Here is a 19699-nt window from a genome sequence, read left to right on the forward strand (position 1 = left end):
ACTAGAAAATTAGTTTCGTCATTGATCTTTATGGAAAAAGAATTCAATGAAACGAAGTATTATATTCCTTATGGTCATCATTACCAGCTGTGCAGCGGCACAAAGTAACGGTGGCTTTGAAAAGAACCTGTCAGATTATATTCGATTCAGGGCAGCACATAACCGATATAGTGGTGTCACAGCCGTATTTCAAAAAGAAAAGCAAATCTTTCAGCAGGTAGAAGGTTTAGCCAATCAGATCTGGGATATCCCAAATCAATACAACACAAAGTTTAATCTGGCATCAGTAACCAAAATGTTTACGGCTACCGGTATTGGGATGCTTCTGGACGAAGGGAAGATAGCCCTTGACGAGACCATCTTTCAGTATTTTCCGGACTTCCCAAATAAAACCATAGCACAGCAGGTGACCGTAAGGCAATTGCTTTCCCACACCAGTGGATTATCAGATTTCTTCTTTGAGTCTGCCTATCTGGAATCAGACAAAAACCGGCTTAGAAATCTTGAAGATTATGATCGGTTCTACGCTACCCTCCGTTTGGGGCAGGTACCGGAAAACCAGATTCTCTATTCTAACTCGAACTACGTTATTCTGGGCAGACTGATTGAAAAGATCACAGGCCTGTCTTATTATGAGTTTATGGACCGGGCTGTTTTTCAAAAGGCTGGTATGCAAAATACCGGCTTCTTTGAATCAGACATCCCGGTAAAAAACCTGGCCGAAGGCTATTTTATCGATCCACAGGCATCGACTGAATTTGGCATTCCAAACGATGGCCGTCTACGCAATAACAGAGCCATTAAAGCAGTACGCGGCATGCCCGCAGGCGGAGCCTTCTCCACCGCGGAAGACCTGCACAGGTTCATAGACTCTCTGATTAAAGGAAAGCTCCTTTCTTCCGAAACTTTTCAGCTAATGACTACCGAAGTACAGGGTGGTTATGCCATGGGTTTTCAAAGCTATGAACATCGGGGTCGAAAAGTGATTGGTCATTCAGGAGGATTTTATGGGGTGAGCACCATGGTTTTCTATCTGCCAGATGATGGGTATACCTTCATCAGCCTTACCAATACGGACTTTGGAGCACAGCCTGTTTTCGACCGGTTTGCTGACTTGTTGAATGGATTCAAACCATTTAGTCCTGTAACGATGGAAGCTGCTGCAATCAAATCTTTCGAAGGACATTATGAGGTCTATGAAGGAATGATGCAGGGCCGGCAGATTAAAGTTGAGGCCCTGGAAGACAGGCTTAAATTCGACCAGAACCTGGACTTCTTTCCGATTGGGGAAAACAGCTTCTTCGACATTGATAATGATCATTTCACACTCACTTTCATTAAAGATGCTCAGGGAGAGGTTATTGAGTTCGAGAGAAAAGACGACATCGGGTTTCTACAAAAAGCCAGAAAAATTGACCCTTCAGAAGTGAAAAGCGTTCAGGCTCTGCAAGTTCCTGATGAGCTTTTGGAAGAGTATCTGGGCAGCTATCAGTTTCAGGAAGGGGGAATGATGGCTGGTCATCAGCCTAACATCAAAGTAGATAACGGTGGCCTGTTAATTGATAATGCCATGCTCTTTAAGCCCTTTGAGCGCGATAAGTTCTTCCTGATCGATGATATAGGCATGAAGCTCATTTTTCAGCGAAATAGCCAGGGAGATATTGAAGGAATTAAAGTAATGAGAGAGAATGAAGTGGTTGGTGAACTCAAAAAACTTGATCAGTAAAACATCATAGTTGTGCAATCCATCGCCAGGTACTCCGGCTTTGTTTTTCAGGCCGGATACCTGGCATTTCACGTGTTTGTGTTATGTGAAAAGTCTGCCAGACTATTGACTGATAAGGTCAATTAGCGGCAGACTTTTTTATTCAACCATGAAGATGAAATGACACTACTTTCTTTTATACACCGCATGATTAATTCGGGTACCATAAACCGGAGGACCATCATATTCCAGGAGAAGGTGAAATTCATTATTGATGGCTAAAAAGCCACAGGCCCAAATGGTTCTCCAGTTCGATACATCATATTCTGTTAAAACTGGTTCTGACTGCATCCTTTCCCACTCTAGTCCATCTTTACTTTGCATCAGTCCATAAGCAGAATCTGCTCCCCAGCTACCATCTCCACTATCTGATCGGTAAAGCATATAATACATGCCACGGTCGTAAATCACTTTAGGCACTCCTACCTTATGACTATCGAAACCGCTGCTGGATTTAGTAACAATGGGCTGAGATCTCCTCTGCCAGTTAATACCATCTTTCGATGTAGCAAGACATACGGCCGTTTCGCCATTGGCAATGGAATCGGGAACGCCCATATAGTACATCAGATATTCGCCTTCCTTTGACCTGATTACATCCGCTCCCGCCAATGACTCCTTATCCCAACCCTTTTTGTTCGGCAGCAGCATAAAATCTTCACGAACGCGCCAGGGCCCTTTGAGATTGTTGGAAACAGCAAGCCCTATGCCCTTGCTCTTGTCACTATCCAGAATGTCCATGTACATATAATACTCCCCCCCGGGCATTTTGATTATGCTGGTAGCGTAGGCATTGGGTACTTTCAGATTATACGGCAGGTCTTTGCTGGTTAATAATGGTTTTTCATGCCATTTCCAGGTCTTCAAGTCTTCGGACTCGAGCAGACTAATGTTAATCAGTTCAGTAGGCCATCCATTTACCAGATCATTCACCAGCATGTAGTACTTACCATCGTCTTCAAAAGCCTCAGTCACACTGGTATATTTTCCATGGAAGGGCGCAATTGGTTTAGGAATAAGTGAGCCTTGGGTACTCGATTGCGGAATAAACTTAATCTCCTGACCATTGACATTTGCCGCAAACAGAAACGTAATGGTGATAATTCGAAATATACTTTTCATGATGAGTGGGGTTGATTATTTGACTCGTTTTGCGTGCATCTGACCAAAGTTCTTAATCCAGGTTTTACCACCATCATAAGATCGATCCATACGGAAAGAATAGGAATCTGAAGTGATGTTATAATACTCGAATCGCTCGAGAAACTCGCCCATACTATCATAGCCCTTTCCGGTGCTAACCAACTTACCATCCTTCCATTCTGCTGAAATATCTGTGATTCCGGTTATGCCAGGCATGATCCATACAATCTGGAATTTACCCGTTGTGGCATTGAAGCTCCTGATGCTGGTTCCACGGAAGATGACATTACCGGCAGGGTCCAGCCCATAGAAATCGTCTTTCATAGCTTTTCCATCGAGGATATATTCAACCACCGACCTTGCCCGGCCTTTAATCATACCTCCCTGAGGAGTTCTGTCTATGGTTTCTATGTCCCAGGTCCCAATGAAGAAAGAAATGTGTGTCAATCCTTCTTGCTGAGCATGGCCTGAATGAACCATAACAACCAGCATGGCCATTAACAGGCCTTTGTTTAATCGTTTCATAAGCAGGTAATCTTTGGAGCAATTACGTGCTAGCTGATGTTGGAGAGGGAAGAAATACGAGTCAGAGCATCGCCATTAATTAAGTGAGACTAGATAAGTCAGTGGCTTAATTATTCGCTGGCAATAATCTCTTCCATTAATGGAGTGAAGATTTGGGTGATAAAGCGGGAAGTATGTTCGCCAACCACGTTGGCATCTAACCTGAATTCATGGTGAGTAATGACCATAAGATCATATCGGGGAACGCAAAGCATTAACTGGCCACCATACCCCACAGCGAAGTAAACTTTCACTCCTTTGTATTCGGCCATCCACCATAGGTTGTTGTAATGCAATTTGTTCATGGTGATATAATTACCTTTTAGGTCAATCTCGAACTGCCAGGAGGTATCTATCCAGTCTGAGGGTATAATAGATGAATCCCCTATGAATCCATCATGCATCATCAGATAGCCAATCTTGGCCAGGTCAATAGCCCGCATTTGCAAGCCGGCATCGGGACGGGTTCTTCCCAGGCGATCCGTCTCCCAGGCATAGTTATTGATCCCCAGTCGGTTGAATAGCCTTGCGGCAGCAAAAGCCTCATAACCTAAGCTCTGATTCGACTCAAGGAAGCGGGTAAGTAATGAAGCAGCTCCGGAATTGTAATTAAAGACTGTACCGGGCGCAGTATTGACTGGCTTCGAAAAAATGTATGACCAGCTGTCAGGTACAGAGGTATACCAGGCAATGGCTTCTCTGTTTTCATTCCACTGAAACCCACTCTGCATATCGAGAATATGCTCCAGTGTTACCTGAGAAATCTTATCATCTCTATCCTGTTCAATGTATTCAGGGTAAAGTGTCTCCAGTCGAATGTCAGTCGATGAAATACTTCCTTCGTCCAGAGCAATACCTATCAGAATGGAAGAGATACTTTTAGTAATAGATCTGATATGTAAAAGGGACTCACTATCTGCACCATTGGCATAGCTCTCGGCAACTATGGTTCTGTCTTTAATGACCAGATAGCTGTAAAGATTGGGTAACTCCTGAGCCTTGGTAGCCAGGGAGACAAATACGGAATTACTTAAGCCTAATTCCTCAGGAGTACCTCTTTCAAAGAATGTTTCATGCAATTGAGGTTCCTCATTTTGGCAAGAGACCAATAGGGCAAAAAGACAAACGGATAGAAAACTCACAACTTTGAACTTAATCATCAACACTCCCCGATTTCCGTAAAAATGACACTTGACTATTCATGACACCTTACCTTGCATAGATAATGATTTTTTCAGTGCTAAATACCAGTCCTAATGCCTGGCAATTAAATAAGAGTCATTATACTCAATCTAACGTGAAGCAGAATCAACATATTCCTTTGGAGTCTTGCCAGTGTACTTCTTAAAGATCCTGTAGAAAGAGGAAGCACTCTTAAACCCGTACTCATTCGCTATGCCAACCAAAGTGTAGTTGGCATATTTAGGGTCTGATAAGTTCTCCTGAATGCCATGCACCCTGAACTTGTTCACCAAGTCGAAAAAGTTTTCTCCTTTCTGTTGATTGATAGACTGAGAAATGTGATGTGACGGTATTTCAAGCGCTTCCGCCACATTGCGCAATCTGAGATCAGGATTACGATAAACCTCAAACTGACCTACATGGGTGTTCACTTTCTCTACAATGGCCTTCATCTCGTCAGCCGAAAGAGAACTTGAAGAATACTTATCGTTTTCATCGGAAGGGCTCTCATTTACCGCTTTCTCTTCCCCAGACTCACCTCCTCTTACCAGTATGAAATAAAAGATAAGGTGGGTAAGTACTGAATAGAGCAGATAAATGACCTGAAAAGTACCATAAAGCTGTGTGTAGAAAATATCGGTGACTGCGTAAAAAAAGAAAGCGAAAACCGAGAGCGCCAGGTAATAACTCAATATTCTTTTGGCCAGGGTATCGTGTATAAGTCCCGGTTCAGCACTGATTTCATATTGAAGACGACTTTGCTTTTGAAAAAGACGATAGGCCAAAACCACATAAATAAAGATATGGGCAGAAAATAAATAGTGATTGATATCTACCGAATAGGTTTCAATAGAAAAGACCGACAGGAAAATGGAGATCTTCTCTGCCTTGGTCCAGAATACAAAAGGGAAGATATAAGCAGCAAAAGCAATAGCCGGTATCAGATGCAGGATAAACTCCCACCGGGGTATTTTCTGCCGGAAAAGCCTTCTCACAAAGAAATAGAGAAAAGGACCAATTAAGTACCAGACAATACCATCGACAAAGATGAAACTGGCATTGATCCTGAACCATTCAAAGTGATAATAAAGATGAATCAATATGAGTACAGAAACAGCAAAAAGCAGCAGGCTCAAAAAGGGTTTCTTCAGCCTTAGGTAAGTATAGACACTTAGCACAAAGCCTTGCACAAAACTGTAAGTCAGTAAGATAGTCCAGATGTCTTGTTGACCCATAGGGTTTGAATTTACCAAAGTTCTGAAAAGACTCAACTAACTACTAATACCACTACCTATAGATAACGGATTCTATTACCATTTAATAAAGTGATACTCTGTCAAGGCAAAAGGGGACTGTAATAGGACGGGCAGAAAACAGAATTAGGGCAAAAACAAAAGCCCCATCAAACTGACGAGGCTTCTGTACCAGAGGCGGGACTTGAACCCGCACGACCCGAGGGTCACAAGATTTTAAGTCTTGCGTGTCTACCAATTCCACCACTCCGGCTTCAACTACTTGGTAGTTGTAATATTTTTGATGTATTCTCTGCCTGAACCAGACTTTAAATACTTGTTTACATTAGCTCTGTTCGAGTCTCACCTTTACTTTCCGCCATATGGCATGGAATCTTACGGCTGGTTTAAAACTAAAAAAGCGTGATGAACACGCTTTTGAGCTATTGAGCGAGAGACGGGATTCGAACCCGCGACCCCGACCTTGGCAAGGTCGTGCTCTACCAGCTGAGCTACTCTCGCTTATAATTTCAACCCTTTATTTCGCTCTTATTGCGAATGGGAGTGCAAATTTAACTAAGGGGTTTGAATTTGCAACGGGTATTGAAAAAAATTTACTTCTTCAGTTTCCCTTTAATCTCATTTAGCTTCAATAAAGCCTCAACCGGAGATATGGTATTAATGTCCAGATTCTCCAACAGCTCCTTAATTTCCTTGAATGCCGGGTCAGCCTCAAAAAGAGTCATCTGGTAATTGTTCTTAGGAATAGACTTGATCTTTTCATCACTCTTATTTCGGATCTTATCTTTTTCCAGGTGCTGCATAATCTCTGCCGCGCGAATAACAACCTGATTAGGCATGCCGGCCATTTGGGCCACGTGAATACCAAAACTGTGCTCGCTTCCTCCCTTTTTCAGCTTACGCATGAAAATGACCTTATCCCCTACCTCTTTCACCGAAACATTGTAGTTCTTGATGGCCGGAAAATCTTCTTCCAGCTGATTCAGTTCATGATAATGAGTCGCGAAAAGGGTCTTCGGCTTAAACTTATCATGATTATGGAGGTATTCTACAATGGACCAGGCAATGGAAATACCATCGTAAGTACTGGTACCACGGCCAATTTCATCCATCAACACCAGAGATCTGTTGGATAGGTTATTGAGAATACTGGCAGTTTCTGTCATCTCCACCATAAAGGTTGACTCTCCTTTAGAGAGATTATCGCTTGCTCCTACCCGGGTAAATACCTTATCTGTAATACCGAGAATCGCTTTGGAAGCCGGCACATAACTCCCCATCTGAGCCATGAGAATGATAAGTGCAGTTTGTCTCAGCAATGCCGACTTACCGGCCATATTAGGCCCTGTAATAATCAAAATCTGATGATTGTGATCATCGAGAGAAACATCATTAGGCACGTACGATTCCCCCACCGGTAATTGCTTCTCGATAACAGGGTGTCTGCCTTCATGAATGTCGATCACCATTTTATCGTTGAGCTGAGGACGGCAGTAGTTATTTTGTTTAGCAACGATAGCGAAGGAAATAAGGCAGTCGATCATAGCTATGTAGCGGGCATTCTGTTGAATCTGTGCTACATAATCACCGGCAAACGCAACCAGTTCTGCAAATAGGCGCTGCTCAATGACCTTATATTGGTCTTCAGCTCCTATGATTTTCTCTTCGTAGGTCTTCAGCTCTTCAGTAATATAGCGCTCCGCATTGACCAGCGTCTGCTTTCGGATCCAGTTTTCAGGCACCTTATCCTTATGCGTATTGCTTACTTCGAGATAATAACCAAAGACCTTATTGTAGGCAATTTTCAAGGAAGTTATGCCTGTATTCTCAATCTCTCTTTGCTGAATTTGAATCAGGTAATCCTTCCCACTGAAAGCAATAGCCCGTAGTTCGTCCAGCTCTTTATCGATTCCCTCTTTAATAATGCCTCCCTGATTAGTGAGCATGGGAGCATCATCCTTCAATTCATTGGTAATACGGTCGATCAAATCAGTACACACATCCAGTTGCCTGGCTAAATGCTGAAGAGCTTCGAAACCCGTTTCCTCCAGTGATTTCCTAATGGGCTCTATATGTTCAAGCGACCTTCTCAACTGTAGCAGTTCCTTAGGATTAATTCGCCCCACCGCCACTTTTGAAATAAGTCTCTCCAGGTCGTTAATCTGTTCAAGGTGCTCAGCCACCAACTCTCTCAAATCTGTATTCTCCGAGAAAGCGTCAACCACAGAAAGTCTGTCTTCAATTCTTTTGAGTTCCTTTAAAGGCAATACCATCCAGCGCTTCATCAGTCGGGAACCCATCGGTGTAAGTGTTCTATCCAGAATATCGATGAGCGGAACACCGCCCTGATGTTGTGGATGAATCAGCTCCAGGTTTCTAATGGTGAACTTATCTAGCCAAACGTACTTATCTTCCTCAATGCGGCTGATATTGGCGATGTGGCTCACTTCCTTATGCTCAGTATCTTCGAGATAATGCAGAATACCTCCCGCAGCCACAATACCTAATTTCATTTCCTCGATACCAAAACCTTTGAGGGAAGAAGTAGCAAAATGTCCGGTCAGTTTTTCATAGGCAAAGTCAAAGGCATAAACCCAGTCATCAATATGATAAGTATTGAAGTTATCTCTGAAATGACTCTCAAACTGGCTCCTCTGTGCTTTTGAAAAAATAAACTCGGAAGGTGTTAGTCCCTGAATAAGCTTGTCAATATAGCCGGGAGCACCTTCAGCGGTCATAAACTCACCAGTCGACAAATCGAGAAAAGCAGCACCAATACTGTCTTTGTCAAAATAGAGAGAGCATAAATAATTGTTGCGCTTCTGCTCCAGCACATTATCGTTGAAAGAAAGGCCCGGAGTTACCAATTCAGTAACACCTCTCTTAACTATTCCTTTAACTGACTTAGGGTCTTCTAACTGATCGCAGATAGCCACCCTATTCCCCGCACGCACCAGCCTGGGCAGGTAAGAGTCGAGGGAATGGTGAGGGAAGCCAGCCAGTTCAATATGACTTGCCGCTCCATTGGCCCTTTTGGTCAAAACTATATCCAGCACTTTGCTGGCCTTAATGGCATCTTCACCAAAGGTTTCATAGAAGTCTCCAACCCTGAAGAGTAATAGAGCACCAGGGTACTTCGCCTTGATGGCGTTGTACTGTTTCATTAAAGGAGTTTCGCTCGGAGATTTAGCCTTTGCCATGCAAAAAATGATGATTGTTGACCAGTTCGAAGGTCAAAAATAGAAAATTCCCAGAGCCAATCTAATGTTGAAAGGCTCAATTATTCGCGCCTTCCTAAGATCGCGTTCCTGTCTCTATCAATTCTTGTCAAAATGAAAGTGAATTTCTCTCATTGATAGAAAAAAGCACCTCCTTAAATCTATAACACACTGATTTACAGTATGATTAATTCAATGGCATTGCTTTGGAACATAGAATGGCACATCAAAATTGAAAAACTAAATTCCAGAACAATGAAGACTATAAAAACATTAATTGCAGCACTAGTCATTACCACAGGTTTCGCTTTTACAAGTTGTGACGATAATGACAGCGAGATGAATGGAACTGGTACAGCCAGTTTTGAAGCAACAGATGCCGCAGTAGATGCTGAAAATATTTCAGGAGTTTATCTATCAGTAGACGAGCTCCAAATTATCGCTAACGGATCAGTTGAAAATTCTATCATGTTTGAAGAGCCTGAAACCTTCGACTTAATGGCTTACCAAAACGGACAGACCAAGTTCTTAGGACAAACTGAACTTGATGCTGGTGCCTATGATGAGGTAAGATTGATTCTTACCAGTGGATCAGAAGCCTGGGTAGAGTTTACTGATAATACCACACAGCAAATTGACGTACCAAGCGGTTCAAGCTCAGGATATAAAATCTTCGGTGATTTTGAAGTAATGGCCAATGGTATCTCAGAAGTAGTACTAGATGTAGATTTGAGAAAAGCACTCGTTCAACAAGGCAACGGTGACTTTAACTTAAGACCTACGGCCAGATTGATCTCTAAAGCAGAATCCGGTTCAATTCAGGGTACTGTAGACATGAGTGATATGCAAGACGCTGACAAAGTAGTAGTATATGCATACCTCGAAGGAACTTATAATGAATCGGAAATGGACGAACCAGCCGAAGGTGAATCAAGATTTGAAGGTTCTATCAACAGTGCAGTAGCTTCTTCTACAGGTAATTTCACGCTGGCTTTTATGCCAGAAGGTGAATATGAGCTGGTAGTAGCCAAGTATCAGGAAGATGCTATTACAAATGACATGCAGTTTGAATCTGCCACTACGGTAGAAGTAGAAATTAATGGAGAAGTAATGTCTGTATTCAGCGTAGAAGCGAGAGCCATTACCAACCTTTTGATCGACATATTCTAGAAAATAAATAAAGCCCGGTCTGAATTTGGATCGGGCTTTTTTTAAAAAACAACAATCGTACAGGTTTGGAGGTTATCTTGATGTAAGTGTCATTTTTTAATTTGCGCTGTCATCTCAAAGAACTCCATGAAAATTGTTAACAGAAGGACGCTCGCCTGGACGATCAACATTGCTCTGCCAATAACTACCATCATTATCCTCATCATGGGATATAAGGCATATACAAAACTGGATAAGATGGTTGTAGAGTTGGAAGAGAGTGTTCAACCTAACTACAATTTATTGATACTCAATGAAGTGTCCTTCTACATTAACGAAATGGAAAGAAGCATTGACACCTACAGAAATGAGCCAAAGCCGGGATTAATGAAATCCTTCAATAATGCCCTTGATGAAAGTATTTATCTCATTGATTCGCTCAAAAATGCCATGACAGACGATAGAGTCGTTGGGCTCTATGATTCCCTTTCTACCCTGGTAAACCAATGGGCCAAAGTTCAAACTCAAATTGGAGCACTCAACTCCGACATACTGGAAAGCACCCTGGACGATCTGGCCAAAAAGATCGAAAGCATTCCTCAAACCATAGAAGAAGACACGGTCGAAGAAGAGAAAAAAGGATTTCTCGGCAGAATATTTACCCGCAGAAAGAAAGACACAACCACTACTCCAAGTCAATCTGAAAGAGTTCAGAAAGAAATTCTGGATGAATTGGCCAATGCCAGGTCTGAAAGTAACCGACAGGATAATGTTTTAAGAACCAGGCTAGCCCAGCTCAATGATGAAGCAGCCGGTTTACAAGACGATATTGTCTTACTCATTAATCAACTGGAAGCATTTGAGTTGGAAAATGACCAAATGAATGTGCGAGGCGCAGAGACGATGGCCCGTGACACCAACAATGAAATTGTAGTCTTTTCCACCCTGACAAGCATACTGTTACTGATTACAATCATCACACAGATTAACTATCTGGCCCGTAACAAAAAATATCAACAGGCACTGAGGGCAGCCAAGCGAAACGCAGAAGACTTAGCCCACGCCAAAGAACGCTTTCTGGCTAATATGAGTCATGAAATAAGAACCCCAATGAATGCGATTGCCGGGTTCACCAATCAATTACTCAAATCAGACATGTCTGCTGAGCAACGCGATCAGCTGGAAGTAGTGAAAAACTCTTCTGACCACCTCATACATTTACTCAATGATATCCTCGACCTGTCTAAGCTTCAGGCCAATAAGGTGACTCTCGATAAAGAGATTTTCGATGTCAGGGGAACACTCTTTGAGGTTATCCGAATATTCGAGGAGAAGGCTTCTACCAAAGGCATTAAGCTTAAAACTGAATTTGAATCAGTACCTAAATATGTCAATGGGGATCCGCACCGACTGCGTCAGATGATCACCAACCTCGTCCACAATGCATTGAAATACACAGATGAGGGATCCATCACCCTGAGCGCAGGTATTGAGCAGAAAAAAGGATCGAAAGTAACCCTCAAAATCTCTGTAAAAGATACCGGAGTAGGTATTGCTGAAGATAAGCAGCAGAAAATCTTCGAAGAGTTCGAGCAGGCAAGTACCTCAGACCAGAGAAAAGGAACCGGTCTGGGGCTGGCCATTACAAGCATGATCCTCAACCTTCATGACGGAAGGCTAAAGATTAACAGCGAAACAGGAGTAGGCACGGAAATTATCCTTTACATCCCTTATGAGATAGGAAAAGAAGAAGACATCAGGCATCAGGACTCTAAATCCGAAGAAATACATTTAAAAGACCTGAAAATCCTTATTGCCGATGATGAACCCTTCAACCTGAAGTTACTGGAAGCGGTCTTCAAAGGCCACGATGTTCAACTCACTGCAGCCAATGACGGTACCAGAGCGCTCAAGGCGCTACAAGAGGAAAGCTTTGATCTGGCCATACTGGATGTTAAAATGCCAGGCTATAGTGGTTTCGAAATCGTAGAGATTATGCGCGATTCCAAATCGCAAAATGCGAAAATTCCGATGCTGGCTTTAACCGCCACCATTTCAACTCATGAAGCGGAGCTGAGCAAAGACTCAGGCTTTAATGAAATCATGCGCAAGCCTTTCGATGAGCAGGAATTCTTAGAGACCATCGTCAGGCTAACCTCAAAACCGAATCCATTAACAAAAAACCATTCATCCTTTATGAACGGAGAATCTCTATACGACTTAAGTACACTGAAATCGATTGGCGACAAGGATTTTGTCGATGACATGATCAACACGTTTAGAATCAGTGCTTCTAAAAGTCTGAAGAATTTAAGAAAAGCAACCGAGCTCAAAATAAGATCCGGCATTAAGGAGGAAGCCCATAAGATGCTACCTCCGGCCAGACACCTAAGTGCCAATTCGCTGGTCAGTGCATTGGAGAAGCTTCAGAAAATGGCAGACCGATCATCATTTGATGACATTAACCAGCAAATAGATGTAGTCAATGAAATTTACTCCTTGATCAAAAATGACTTAGAAACTCAGTCATAAGTACCTAAATTCAACAACCAAACCACCTTTCAATGAACAGTAGTTCTTACTCCATTTTTGTTGTCGATGATGACGACTGGTACAGAAAGCTTTTAGTGTATACACTGGAATTAAATCCCGACTTTAAAGTGCAGGCTTTTGAAGACGGGAATTCGCTTTTAGAAGCGGTCAAGAAAGAGAAGCCTAATGTCTTAACCCTTGACTACCGGCTTCCTGATACGAATGGTGAAGAGTTACTTAAGAAGGTACTGGCTATTTCACCAGGTACTGCGGTAATAGTAATCAGTGAACAGAGCGAGATTGAAACGGCTGTGAGCCTGTTGAAATCAGGCGCTTTCGATTATATCGCCAAGACAAAAGACATTAAAGAGCGCCTCCACAATGTGATCAAGCACATTCGTGAGCGTTCAGACCTTGAAGAACGTATCGAAGTTCTACAAACTGAGGTACAGGAGAAGTATGACTTTCAAAAGTCGATCATCGGCCAGAGTGACCCCCTCAAAAAAGTATTCCATCTACTGAAAAAAGCCACTACCACCAATATCTCAGTCATTATTAATGGAGAGACAGGGACTGGTAAGGAAGTAGTGGCTAAGGCTATACATTACAATTCCAATAGAAAGGATAACCCCTTTGTGGCCGTGAACATGAGTGCCATACCGAAGGAGTTGGCCGAGAGTGAGCTTTTTGGTCACGAAAAAGGAGCTTTTACCGGTGCTGCCAGTCGTCATATCGGAAAGTTCGAACAGGCTAAGGGGGGTACCCTCTTTCTGGATGAAATGGGGGAAATGGATAAAACACTCCAGGCCAAAATCCTTCGCGCACTTCAGGAAAAGGAAATCGTTCGGGTAGGAGGAAAAGACACCATCAAGATCGACTGCAGAATTATAGCGGCCACTCATAAAGACCTGCTCAGTGAGGTGAAAGAAGGGAATTTCAGAGAAGATTTATATTTCAGACTATTCGGACTTACCATCAATCTGCCACCACTGAGAGAAAGAGGGAAAGATATCTTACTGCTTGCCCGTCACTTCATGAGCCTGTTCTGCAAGGAGAATGGAATGCCTGAAAAGAAACTGAGTTCCGAAGCCAACAAAAAGCTGATGGGCTATGGCTACCCGGGCAATATCAGAGAGCTTAAATCAGTGGTAGAACTAGCGGTTGTCATGTCAGAAGAAGACACTATCCAGGCAAATGACATCTCGTTCGGTACCAAGGATATTGTTGCAGAGTTCTCCGGTGAAGAAATGACCCTCAAAGAATATAATCAGCGTATTGTTAAGCAATATCTTAAGACCTATGATGATGATATTAAGCTGGTCGCTCAAAAGCTGGACATCGGGCAGTCTACGATTTATAGAATGCTCAAAGAGATGTAACTAAAGTCTTGTGTGTAGTCGCTACCTGATAGTAATCAAGCAAACGTAGGCTGAAATCATTAATGAGATAATGTATGATTATAGATTTATGCTTGATGTCAATCAGACTTCGTATATCGTAAACATCTTTAAGGATCTCCAATGCAAAAGTGAAAAGCGCTAAAGCACACAGCACCAGCTCATTTTTGGACCCCGCACAAATCTTGTCAAACTGAAAAAAAGCCTCTCAAAAGTAGAGGCTTTTTTATTTCATCATTGTTCAAACTGCTGTAAGTCAGTTGTTTACATCTTTTTTTCGTTTTGGTTTCATTTTGGCATTTAAACAAGTACAAAATCGAAAACCAGAAAACATGAAAAAATCAGCCATAACAATTTTAGGAGTAGCCATCATGGTAATAGCCTTGATGAGTACGGCTAACAAAGTTCAAGCCTCAACATTAAACGGAACACCTGAAGGAGATACTACAGGTGTAAGTGACCCAAAGCTGCAAATCGCCAATAATTATGGCATCAATGCACTGGGTATAAGAGCAATTGGTACAACAGGAATTACCTACAAACACTTCAACCCAAAAGGCAATGCTTTTGAAGCAATTCTCGGATTCGGATATAACTCATTTAGTATTACCGGACTCTCTGAAAAATACGCTTCACCATTCGATTCAGATTATGTAGATCTCTACTATGGTTTCGGTGGACATGCCGTGTTCCAGTCAGACTCCAATCTGGGTGTAGACCGAAACAGATTTGATAATGATGATGATGCATTTGGACTGGGTGTAGACTTTATTCTCGGTCTGGAAATGATGATTCCTGATACACCTCTGGCATTAAGCCTCGATGTCAAACCTTTCTTTGAAGTAGCCACAACCGGAAATGCCTACTTCGGTATCGACCCGGGATTTGGCGTCAAAGTATTCTTTTAGAAACCAAAGTATAAACCATACCTAAAAAATTGAACCATGAAAAAGCAATTATTAACCCGAATTAAACTGCCTGTGGCCCTGATGCTTGGAGCAACAGTGATCCTGAGCAGCTGTAATAAAAAAGACGAAGAGAAGATAGCCGCTCAATCTCAAACCATTCAAAATATGGAAAACGAGATGGCGCGCAGAGACTCTACCTACAATGAGCTAATCAACATGCTCAACAATGCCGAAGAGCAGGTAGCAGAAATCACCAGACGTGAAAACCTGGTTGTAAGCACCTCTAATGAAGGCAATAAGACAGAAGACCAGTTGATCGCTGAATTAAAATTGATTGACGGCCTTGTGAAAGAGTCCAATCAATCCATTCAAAACCTGAAGGCCCAACTCAAAAAGAGCAATATAGAAATGGGTGCCTTTAAGAACAGAATTGATAAGCTATCGACCATGCTGGACGAACAACGCGAGACAATAACAACGCTAAAAGCTGAGGTAGACCAGAAGAACAAAGAGCTGGAAGTCTTTGCTGTCAAGTATGACTCGGTTAAAATCCAGGCGGCCAATCAAAAGCAATTGATTACAGAAAAAGATAAAGAGATCGACATTCTGGTCAACAATAACGACAACCTGAATAAGGTGCACTATGCTGTCGGAAGCTATAAGCAATTGAAAGAGCAGGGACTTGTAGACAAAGAGGGTGGTTTCCTTTGGATAGGTAGAACAATTGACCTGAAGGCAACTGTAGAAGCAGACAAGTTCGTGGAAACCGACATGAGAGACTTTTCAGAACTCAAAATTGAGGCTGACAAGTTCGAACTGGTCACTGAGCACCCTGAAGGTTCTTATACCATTGTGCAAGACGAAATTGAAGAAGGGGTAAAGTACCTGAAAGTAACTGACCCTAAGAAGTTCTGGGAAATCTCGAATTATCTGGTGGTTACAACCAAAGGATAATTCCTAAACATAGATCGGTGCGGCCTCCATTAGTGCAGGCCGCACCAACTAAAACCAAAACATATCAATCATGAAAAAGCGACTAATTATACTAATACTTCCACTGCTGCTGCTTGGTGTAAGCTCAGCAAAAGCACAGGGAGGACTGATCATCGGTGCTAATATGTCGAACCTTTACATCGACAATGTAGACGATGAGAATTCAAAGCTAGGGCTCAACATTGGTATTTATAACCGATGGGGTGCTCCAGGCGGACTAGGCATCAGACATGAGCTACTGTATAGCCAGAAAGGTGCCGCAGCTCAATACGATAACTTCCTTCAGGGAAGCGGACATTACAGGTTTAATCTGAACTACATCAAAATGCCTGTCATGTTGAGTATCAAAGCCGGTCCGCTGGAAATACATGGCGGTCCTTACTTAGGCCTGCTTGTAGGAGCTAATGTCAAAGATGTAGACAGTGACGGCAACATTAATCAGATTGCCGAACTAGATAGAGACGATTTCAATACTGTAGACTATGGTGCGGCAGTGGGTCTTTCACTCGGTTTTACCGGTGGACACATAGGTCTCAGATACAACTACGGTATGAGAGAAATCGGTCGTGATGGATCTTTTGCAGGTCAGGCGACTGAAAATGCCAAAAACTCGGCTTTGACCCTGAGTTTAGGTTTAGGTTTGAACTAGATAAAAGTGGTCGAAAGGCCACTTTTTCCTCGAACCTAAGGTCTCAGACATACTAATAACTAAGCTTTTCGTTATATGTGTGTCGAAAGGCCGAACCACAAGCCACCAACCAGCCCATACGAGAGTTTCATCACTTTTTCCCACGGGGAATTGAATTGAAATTTTTTAGCAACCCTTTTAAACATAAGTAAGATGAAACAAACAATGAAAGTAGGCATGGTTTTGCTCGGAGCGCTCACCATCGCCATGTGGTTCGGAATCTCTTCTGTAACCAAAAAAAAAGAAGTACTCAGCAGCCAGTACAATCAACTGGAAAGCCAGATGATCCAAAAAGAATCGGCATTTGAAGACATGCTCTCACTGTACGATAAAGTCGAAGATCAAATCGGTGACATTCTGGAAAGAGAAAACCTGATTCAACACCAGGGTAATGATCGACTTGACAGAAGAAATAATGAGAAAATTTTTAAGGAGATCAGTATGATAGATGATTTGATTTTTCGCAGCAAGCAGGACTTGTTGAGACTGGAAGATGAGGCCAAAAGCTCCAACCTGAAATTGGGTGTATTTGAGAAACGCATTAACGGACTGCAAGCTGACTTGAAAGAGCGCGCAGAAGTGATCAGCACTTTAAAGGCTGAATTAAGCAAAAAGGATGAAACCTTAGCCATGATGATTACTGAGCAAGACTCTTTGAACAGAACCATCAACGCACAATTGGAAAATCTGGAATTGAGAGCCCTTGAAGTGCAGCAACTGACTGCTCAGAATAGTGAGTTGAACAAAAGCTTCCTGGCCATTGGAACCTTCGAGGACCTGGAGTCTAAGGGAGTAGTAGCCAAAGAAGGTGGTTTCCTGGGCCTTTTTGGAAAAAGAGTAGCTCTGCAGGAAGAAGCTGACGAAAAAGCATTCATGACTGTTGATCGCAGAAACATGCAAACCCTGAGAATTGAAGCTGCCTCATTGAGTCTGGTAAGCAACCACCCTCAGGGATCTTATCAGATTGTACCTGGCGAAAGCGAATCAGAAAAAGTATTGGAAATCACCGATCCGGAGGCCTTCTGGAAAATTTCAAAGTACCTGGTGATCTCTAAAAAGATATGAGTTGATTGGTGTTGAGGAGTCCCGAAGCCCTTCGGGACGGAGGCCCGGCTGGAGAGTCGGGCTTCTTTTTTATATAACCTCGGCTCATTTAACCTTGCAAATTTGGAATTGAATTCCGAATTTGCAAGGATGATTCTAAGATCTGAATATCAGAATATACAGAAAATGTTATCTATTTTTCCGGCTATTGCCATTCTTGGGCCGCGACAGGTAGGCAAAACTACTTTGGCTATTGAATTGGCCAAAGAGCAAGATTCTATTTATTTAGATCTGGAATCGCCAAGAGACAAGGCTAAAATCTCTGAACCGGAAGACTACCTCTCGAGACACTCAGACAAGCTGGTTATACTAGATGAGATTCACCGGGCACCGGGCCTATTCAGTATTCTAAGAGGCTTAATTGATGAAAACAGACGACAGGGAAAGAAAGCCGGGTCTTATCTTCTACTTGGTTCCGCCTCTTTAGACCTATTGAAACAAAGCGGAGAAAGTCTGGCAGGCAGAATTGCCTATGTCAATCTCAATCCTTTAAACTATGCCGAAGTAGAAGCTTCAGAATTGGATAAACTTTGGCTGAGGGGTGGTTTTCCAGAAAGCTTTTTGGCCAGCAATGATTATAATAGTTTCAAATGGAGAGAGAACTTTATTAAAACATACATTGAGAGAGATATCCCTCTCTTAGGACCAAAAATACCTTCGGAAACACTAAGACGTTTCTGGACGATGCTTGCCTATGAACAAAGTGGAATACTCAATGCATCAAAGCTTGCCAGGTCTTTAGGCGTTGACTCCAAAACAATTGCCAACTATATCGACTTACTGGTCGATTTACTGCTTGTTCGAAGGCTACCTGCCTGGCATAAAAATGAAGGTAAACGTCTCGTTAAAAGCCCTAAAATATATATTAGAGACTCAGGCATAATGCATGCTCTTCTACAGATCAAAAATATGGAAATGCTGCTGAGCAATCCGATTTTAGGAGCCAGTTGGGAAGGCTTTGTTATAGAGAACCTCATAGTTTCATTACCTGAAGGTTGTCGTTACTATTTTTATCGGGCAGGTGGTGGAGCTGAGATTGATTTTGTCATAGAGTTCAGCCCAAAGAAAGTATGGGCTCTGGAAGTAAAACGCAGTCTAACGCCTAAAGTGGAAAAGGGTTTTTATTCAGGTGCTGAGGATGTACAAGCTGAAAGAAAATTGATCATATACCCGGGAAATGATAACTATAAACTTGCTCATGATGTAGAGGTTATGTCAATCGGCCAAATTTGTCAACTACTAAACGCCAAATAAGATGCGTAAAATCAGCAACGAAGAGCTTAACCGCCCCGACCTGGAAACTTTTAAAGAACAGGAGAAGAACCCCATCATTCTGGTACTGGATAATATAAGAAGCATGCACAATGTTGGGTCTGCTTTTCGCACAGCTGACGCCTTTGCCATTGAAGGCATTTATCTCTGTGGTATTACGGCTCAGCCCCCGCACCGGGAAATCCATAAAACAGCACTTGGCGCCACAGACTCTGTCTACTGGCAGTATTTTGAAACTACTTCAGACGCTTGCCAATCACTGAAAGAGGCAGGCTATAAAATTGCCGCAGTAGAGCAGGCCGATAAGAGCATTTCTCTGGAGACCTTTGAGCCTCAGCCAGAAGAAAAACTCGCCCTGGTCTTTGGCAACGAAGTTTTTGGGGTTGAGGAAGACATCGTAAAATCGGCTGATCTATGCCTTGAAATCCCGCAATTTGGCACCAAACATTCTATCAATGTCAGCGTAAGCATGGGAGTGGTTTTATGGGATATTCTGAGTAAGCTGAAATTCGGTTCAGAAGTATAATTCCT

At 42.5% G+C, this 19699-nt stretch carries 15 protein-coding genes and 2 tRNA genes; 10 read left to right on the plus strand and 7 right to left on the minus strand.

Going from position 1 to position 19699, the window contains the following annotated elements; all coding sequences use genetic code 11:
- Positions 1-46: 46 nt before the first annotated feature.
- Complete coding sequence (locus tag ACOOEY_RS09855) at positions 47-1726, plus strand: serine hydrolase domain-containing protein (protein WP_420388508.1); 1680 nt, start codon at positions 47-49, stop codon at positions 1724-1726.
- A gap of 165 nt (positions 1727-1891) precedes the next feature.
- On the opposite strand, the gene ACOOEY_RS09860 is transcribed toward ACOOEY_RS09855, so the two are convergent.
- From ACOOEY_RS09860 to mutS, 7 genes are all read right to left on the minus strand, one after another.
- The gene (locus ACOOEY_RS09860; protein ID WP_420388509.1) at positions 1892-2887 is read right to left on the minus strand and encodes a family 43 glycosylhydrolase; all 996 of its coding nucleotides are present in this window, start codon (positions 2885-2887) and stop codon (positions 1892-1894) included.
- Between the two features lie 15 nt (positions 2888-2902).
- Positions 2903-3433: a hypothetical protein gene (locus ACOOEY_RS09865; protein ID WP_420388510.1), complete on the minus strand. Its 531-nt coding sequence runs from the start codon at positions 3431-3433 to the stop codon at positions 2903-2905.
- Between the two features lie 110 nt (positions 3434-3543).
- Positions 3544-4632, minus strand: a complete 1089-nt coding sequence (locus ACOOEY_RS09870; protein ID WP_420388511.1) for a serine hydrolase domain-containing protein — start codon at positions 4630-4632, stop codon at positions 3544-3546.
- A gap of 132 nt (positions 4633-4764) precedes the next feature.
- On the minus strand, positions 4765-5889 hold the full coding sequence (locus tag ACOOEY_RS09875; protein WP_420388512.1) for a helix-turn-helix domain-containing protein: 1125 nt from the start codon (positions 5887-5889) through the stop codon (positions 4765-4767).
- A gap of 187 nt (positions 5890-6076) precedes the next feature.
- Positions 6077-6160 (minus strand) — tRNA-Leu (locus ACOOEY_RS09880).
- Between the two features lie 175 nt (positions 6161-6335).
- Positions 6336-6408: transfer RNA gene (locus tag ACOOEY_RS09885), tRNA-Gly, on the minus strand.
- Positions 6409-6500: 92 nt separating this feature from the next.
- A complete protein-coding gene (gene mutS / locus ACOOEY_RS09890) occupies positions 6501-9107 on the minus strand; it encodes a DNA mismatch repair protein MutS (RefSeq protein WP_420388513.1) in 2607 nt (868 codons plus the stop codon).
- A 273-nt stretch (positions 9108-9380) separates the two neighbouring features.
- Between mutS and ACOOEY_RS09895 the strand changes: the two genes are divergently transcribed.
- From ACOOEY_RS09895 to ACOOEY_RS09935, 9 genes are all read left to right on the plus strand, one after another.
- The gene (locus ACOOEY_RS09895) at positions 9381-10295 is read left to right on the plus strand and encodes a DUF4382 domain-containing protein (protein WP_420388514.1); all 915 of its coding nucleotides are present in this window, start codon (positions 9381-9383) and stop codon (positions 10293-10295) included.
- A 126-nt stretch (positions 10296-10421) separates the two neighbouring features.
- Positions 10422-12806 carry a hybrid sensor histidine kinase/response regulator gene (locus ACOOEY_RS09900; protein ID WP_420388515.1) on the plus strand — a complete coding sequence of 795 codons (2385 nt, stop codon included), beginning with the start codon at positions 10422-10424 and terminating at the stop codon, positions 12804-12806.
- Between the two features lie 32 nt (positions 12807-12838).
- A complete protein-coding gene (locus tag ACOOEY_RS09905) occupies positions 12839-14185 on the plus strand; it encodes a sigma-54-dependent transcriptional regulator (RefSeq protein WP_420388516.1) in 1347 nt (448 codons plus the stop codon).
- A 350-nt stretch (positions 14186-14535) separates the two neighbouring features.
- Positions 14536-15111 carry a hypothetical protein gene (locus ACOOEY_RS09910; RefSeq protein ID WP_420388517.1) on the plus strand — a complete coding sequence of 192 codons (576 nt, stop codon included), beginning with the start codon at positions 14536-14538 and terminating at the stop codon, positions 15109-15111.
- Between the two features lie 36 nt (positions 15112-15147).
- On the plus strand, positions 15148-16065 hold the full coding sequence (locus tag ACOOEY_RS09915) for a hypothetical protein (protein WP_420388518.1): 918 nt from the start codon (positions 15148-15150) through the stop codon (positions 16063-16065).
- Between the two features lie 70 nt (positions 16066-16135).
- The gene (locus ACOOEY_RS09920; protein ID WP_420388519.1) at positions 16136-16753 is read left to right on the plus strand and encodes a porin family protein; all 618 of its coding nucleotides are present in this window, start codon (positions 16136-16138) and stop codon (positions 16751-16753) included.
- A 192-nt stretch (positions 16754-16945) separates the two neighbouring features.
- Positions 16946-17857: a hypothetical protein gene (locus ACOOEY_RS09925; protein ID WP_420388520.1), complete on the plus strand. Its 912-nt coding sequence runs from the start codon at positions 16946-16948 to the stop codon at positions 17855-17857.
- Positions 17858-18022: 165 nt separating this feature from the next.
- Positions 18023-19150: an ATP-binding protein gene (locus tag ACOOEY_RS09930; protein ID WP_420388521.1), complete on the plus strand. Its 1128-nt coding sequence runs from the start codon at positions 18023-18025 to the stop codon at positions 19148-19150.
- A 1-nt stretch (position 19151) separates the two neighbouring features.
- Positions 19152-19694 carry an RNA methyltransferase gene (locus tag ACOOEY_RS09935; protein WP_420388522.1) on the plus strand — a complete coding sequence of 181 codons (543 nt, stop codon included), beginning with the start codon at positions 19152-19154 and terminating at the stop codon, positions 19692-19694.
- Positions 19695-19699 lie beyond the last annotated feature (5 nt).

The sequence above is a fragment of the Roseivirga sp. genome (assembly GCF_965216855.1).
GTDB lineage: Bacteria > Bacteroidota > Bacteroidia > Cytophagales > Cyclobacteriaceae > Roseivirga.

Coding starts and splice junctions, on each gene's coding strand:
- ACOOEY_RS09855 (WP_420388508.1), top strand. CDS start 47: ATGAAACGAAGTATTATATTCCTTATGGTCATCATTACCAGCTGTGCA.
- ACOOEY_RS09860 (WP_420388509.1), bottom strand. CDS start 2,887: ATGAAAAGTATATTTCGAATTATCACCATTACGTTTCTGTTTGCGGCA.
- ACOOEY_RS09865 (WP_420388510.1), bottom strand. CDS start 3,433: ATGAAACGATTAAACAAAGGCCTGTTAATGGCCATGCTGGTTGTTATG.
- ACOOEY_RS09870 (WP_420388511.1), bottom strand. CDS start 4,632: ATGATTAAGTTCAAAGTTGTGAGTTTTCTATCCGTTTGTCTTTTTGCC.
- ACOOEY_RS09875 (WP_420388512.1), bottom strand. CDS start 5,889: ATGGGTCAACAAGACATCTGGACTATCTTACTGACTTACAGTTTTGTG.
- mutS (WP_420388513.1), bottom strand. CDS start 9,107: ATGGCAAAGGCTAAATCTCCGAGCGAAACTCCTTTAATGAAACAGTAC.
- ACOOEY_RS09895 (WP_420388514.1), top strand. CDS start 9,381: ATGAAGACTATAAAAACATTAATTGCAGCACTAGTCATTACCACAGGT.
- ACOOEY_RS09900 (WP_420388515.1), top strand. CDS start 10,422: ATGAAAATTGTTAACAGAAGGACGCTCGCCTGGACGATCAACATTGCT.
- ACOOEY_RS09905 (WP_420388516.1), top strand. CDS start 12,839: ATGAACAGTAGTTCTTACTCCATTTTTGTTGTCGATGATGACGACTGG.
- ACOOEY_RS09910 (WP_420388517.1), top strand. CDS start 14,536: ATGAAAAAATCAGCCATAACAATTTTAGGAGTAGCCATCATGGTAATA.
- ACOOEY_RS09915 (WP_420388518.1), top strand. CDS start 15,148: ATGAAAAAGCAATTATTAACCCGAATTAAACTGCCTGTGGCCCTGATG.
- ACOOEY_RS09920 (WP_420388519.1), top strand. CDS start 16,136: ATGAAAAAGCGACTAATTATACTAATACTTCCACTGCTGCTGCTTGGT.
- ACOOEY_RS09925 (WP_420388520.1), top strand. CDS start 16,946: ATGAAACAAACAATGAAAGTAGGCATGGTTTTGCTCGGAGCGCTCACC.
- ACOOEY_RS09930 (WP_420388521.1), top strand. CDS start 18,023: ATGTTATCTATTTTTCCGGCTATTGCCATTCTTGGGCCGCGACAGGTA.
- ACOOEY_RS09935 (WP_420388522.1), top strand. CDS start 19,152: ATGCGTAAAATCAGCAACGAAGAGCTTAACCGCCCCGACCTGGAAACT.